General features: G+C 62.2%; 3 protein-coding genes. 2 read left to right on the top strand and 1 reads right to left on the bottom strand.

From position 1 onward, the window contains the following. The first annotated feature begins 328 nt into the window (after nucleotides 1-328). Nucleotides 329-1,897: a methyl-accepting chemotaxis protein gene (locus LO50_RS08925; protein WP_044314759.1), complete on the top strand. Its 1,569-nt coding sequence runs from the start codon at nucleotides 329-331 to the stop codon at nucleotides 1,895-1,897. A 44-nt stretch (nucleotides 1,898-1,941) separates the two neighbouring features. Here the strand turns inward: LO50_RS08925 and LO50_RS08920 are convergent, their stop codons facing one another. Further along, nucleotides 1,942-2,634, bottom strand: a complete 693-nt coding sequence (locus LO50_RS08920) for an alpha/beta family hydrolase (RefSeq protein WP_044314758.1) — start codon at nucleotides 2,632-2,634, stop codon at nucleotides 1,942-1,944. 63 nt (nucleotides 2,635-2,697) lie between these two features. Between LO50_RS08920 and LO50_RS08915 the strand changes: the two genes are divergently transcribed. After that, the coding region (locus LO50_RS08915) for a cbb3-type cytochrome c oxidase subunit I (protein WP_044314757.1) at nucleotides 2,698-3,577 on the top strand (880 nt) is incomplete at its 3' end.

Below are 3,577 nucleotides of genomic sequence, written 5' to 3'. Positions count from 1 at the left end.
CGATGCGATTCCTTTCGCATCGGCGTCCGCCGGTCCTTCGGCGATTGGTTTCCAGCTGCCCTGACGTCCCTGCCCGCTGCCCGGCTCCCTCAAGTCGCATCGCATCGCGAAGCACCCGGACACGCACCGACAGTGCCCAAAACCCGTTACAGAACCATTAAGCTTCGGCTGCCGCTGGTCGCCTGTGGGCAGTAAAAACTGATCCGCGAATCAGCTTTCGCTCAAGAACACCACTCTCCGGCCGACCAACTGGCCGGCCCGCCCCATTAGAAAAAACACACAGGTCGGGTGCTCCACCCTACGATTCCTCTGCCAGGCGTGATAGTCGATGCGTAACAACCAACCCGTGACACAGCGTGAATACGCGTTTCCTGATCAGCAACGCCTCATCTCCACCACCGACCTCAAAGGCCAGATCACCTACTGCAACGATATCTTTGCCGAGGTCAGCGGCTTCGCGCGTGACGAACTGATTCGCGCGCCGCATAACCTGGTGCGCCATCCGGATGTGCCGCCGGCCGTGTTCGACCACATGTGGACGACCCTCAAGCAGGGCAAGCCGTGGATGGGCATCGTCAAGAACCGGCGCAAGACCGGCGACCATTACTGGGTCAACGCCTACGTCACGCCCATTTTCGATCAGCAGCACCAGGTGACGGGCTATGAGTCGGTACGGACCAAACCGACCCGCGAGCAGGTCCAGCGGGCGGAAGCGCTGTATGCGCGCATCAATTCCGGCAAGGCCGGCGTGCCCCGGCGCGACACCTGGCTGCCCGTATTGAGCAAATGGCTGCCGTTTCTGGTCATCAGCCAGATCGGGTTTCTCGTCGGCGCCAACTTCGATCATGCGCTGGGATTCATCGCCGCCGCGCTGTTGGTCGTACCGTTCGGCCTCGTCGCGCTGCACTGGCAGCAACGCGGCATAAAACGCCTGTTGCAGCTGGCGAGCCAGAGCACCAGCGATCCACTCATCGCGCGCATGTATACCGACAGCAGCGGCGTCGAAGCACAACTGGAAATGGCGATGCTCAGCCAGCACGCGCATCTGAAGACCTGCCTCACGCGCTTGCAGGACATGGCCGTGCAGTTGCAGGGCCAAGCCAAGCAGGCCGACTCGCTGGCACAGAACTGCGCCAACGGCCTCGTGCAGCAACATCAGGAAACCGAGCAAGTCGCAACGGCGATCAACGAAATGGCCGCGACGACGCAGGAAGTCGCCGGCAACGTCGCGCTGGCCGCCGACGCGACCCGCGAGGCCAGCCGTCTCACCGATCAGGGCCGTACGGTCACAGCCGAGACACGCGAGGCCATTCAGCAGCTATCCGAATCCGTCGCGAAGACGGGCGAGGCGGTCAACCAACTGGCGAACGACAGCGAGTCAATCGGCAGAGTGGTCGATGTGATCAAGAGCATCGCCGACCAGACCAACCTGCTGGCACTCAACGCCGCGATCGAAGCTGCGCGTGCCGGTGAAAGTGGCCGCGGCTTCGCGGTGGTCGCCGACGAAGTCCGCCAGCTTGCCCAACGTACGGCCAGTGCCACGGGTGAGATCCATCAACTGATCGAGAAACTTCAGTCGCAGGCGCGGCACGCCGTGCAGACCACCGAGGATGGCCGAGTGCATGCGACGCGCGGCGTCGATCAGGTGATCCAGGCCGATCAGGCCCTCAGCGGGATCAATGAGGCGATGGGCAATATCATCGACATGACCACGCAGATCGCGTCCGCGACGGAGCAGCAGAGCGCGGTAGCCGACGAGATCAGCAACAACGTCAGCACCATCGCCCAGCTGGCCGAACAGACCACTGGTGACGCGCGCAGCTCTGCGCTGCTCAGCGAGGACCTCGCCGCCACGGCGCAAGGGCAGTACGCCCTGGTCGAGCGCTTCAACCGCTAGGAAAAGCCGCAGCCGGTATCGCTCGATCCGGCTGCAGGCAGCGCTCAGTGCGAGATCACACCCTGGAGAAACGCGGCAATCGCATCGGCAGTACTGTCGAGGTGCTGGTCGTGGCTCAGGCCCGAGCGTTTCAGCGGTTTGAGATCGTGATCGGCGGCGGCCAGCCAGTGCAGCGCAATCGTCGGGGATAGCGCGTACTGCGCCACCGTTTCATGATCACCCAAGGCGTCGCGCTCACCCTGGACAACCAGGGTCGGCGTCTGCAGCGTGGCGAGATGCGCCACCCGAGGCTTTTCCGGCTTGCCGGCGGCATAGAACGGATAACCCAGGCAGACCAACGCGTCCGCGCCCAACTCATCGGCCAGCAAACTGGCCATTCGCCCCCCCATCGACTTGCCACCGATGGCCAGCGGTCCTGTGGCCTGCTGTCGCACCAGGGCATGGACTTCACGCCATTGGGCCAACAATTGAGCCTGTGGACTGGGCGGCCGCTTGCCTGCCCCGGCACGTCGCGCCGCCATGTAGGCGAACTCGAATCGGCAAACCGCTATCCCGCGCGCAGCAAGGCGCGCAGCCATTTGTTCCATGAACGGGCTGTCCATCGGTGCGCCTGCACCATGCGCCAGGATCAGGCTCACCCATGCGCCGCCAGACGGCTGGTTCCACCTGACGAGATGCCCTTTGTCACTTTGTGTGTATTGATCCGTGTCAATACCGGCAGATTGCCCTTTCCCCATCCTTGCCCCGCTTTCTATTAGAAAGAAAAAAACTGCTCATTACCCGTGGATGGAAGCCCATACATGAACACAGCAACCAGTACCGCCTACAGTTACAAGGTGGTCCGCCAATTCGCCATCATGACGGTGGTGTGGGGAATCGTCGGGATGGGGCTCGGCGTTTTCATCGCAGCACAATTGGCCTGGCCATTTCTGAACCTTGACCTCCCCTGGACCAGTTTCGGTCGTCTACGTCCATTGCACACCAACGCGGTGATCTTCGCCTTCGGCGGCTGTGCTCTGTTCGCAACGTCCTACTACTCGGTACAGCGTACCTGTCAGACCACACTGTTCGCGCCAAAGTTGGCCGCGTTCACGTTCTGGGGCTGGCAGCTGGTCATCCTGCTCGCCGCGATCTCCCTGCCGCTGGGCTTCACCAGCTCCAAGGAATATGCGGAACTGGAGTGGCCGATCGACATCCTGATCACCATCGTCTGGGTGGCCTATGCGGTCGTCTTCTTCGGTACGCTGGCGACGCGCAAGGTCAAGCACATCTACGTCGGTAACTGGTTCTTCGGCGCCTTCATCCTGACCGTGGCCATTCTGCACATCGTCAACAACCTGGAAATCCCGGTCAGTGCGATGAAGTCCTACTCGCTGTATGCCGGTGCGACCGATGCGATGGTGCAATGGTGGTACGGCCACAACGCCGTGGGCTTCTTCCTCACCGCCGGCTTCCTCGGGATCATGTACTACTTCGTGCCGAAGCAGGCCGAACGTCCGGTGTATTCCTACCGCCTGTCGATCGTCCACTTCTGGGCACTGATCACCGTCTACATCTGGGCCGGTCCGCACCACCTGCACTACACCGCTCTGCCGGATTGGGCGCAGAGCCTGGGCATGGTGATGTCGCTGATTCTGCTGGCTCCGAGCTGGGGCGGCATGATCAACGGCATGATGACCC

This window comes from Stutzerimonas stutzeri (assembly GCF_000935215.1).
Classification (GTDB): Bacteria; Pseudomonadota; Gammaproteobacteria; order Pseudomonadales; family Pseudomonadaceae; genus Stutzerimonas.
The sequence above is the reverse complement of the archived record's forward strand: the minus strand, read 5'-3'. Positions and strand labels throughout refer to the sequence as shown.

Coding starts and splice junctions, on each gene's coding strand:
- LO50_RS08920 (WP_044314758.1), bottom strand. CDS start 2,634: ATGGGGAAAGGGCAATCTGCCGGTATTGACACGGATCAATACACACAA.
- LO50_RS08925 (WP_044314759.1), top strand. CDS start 329: ATGCGTAACAACCAACCCGTGACACAGCGTGAATACGCGTTTCCTGAT.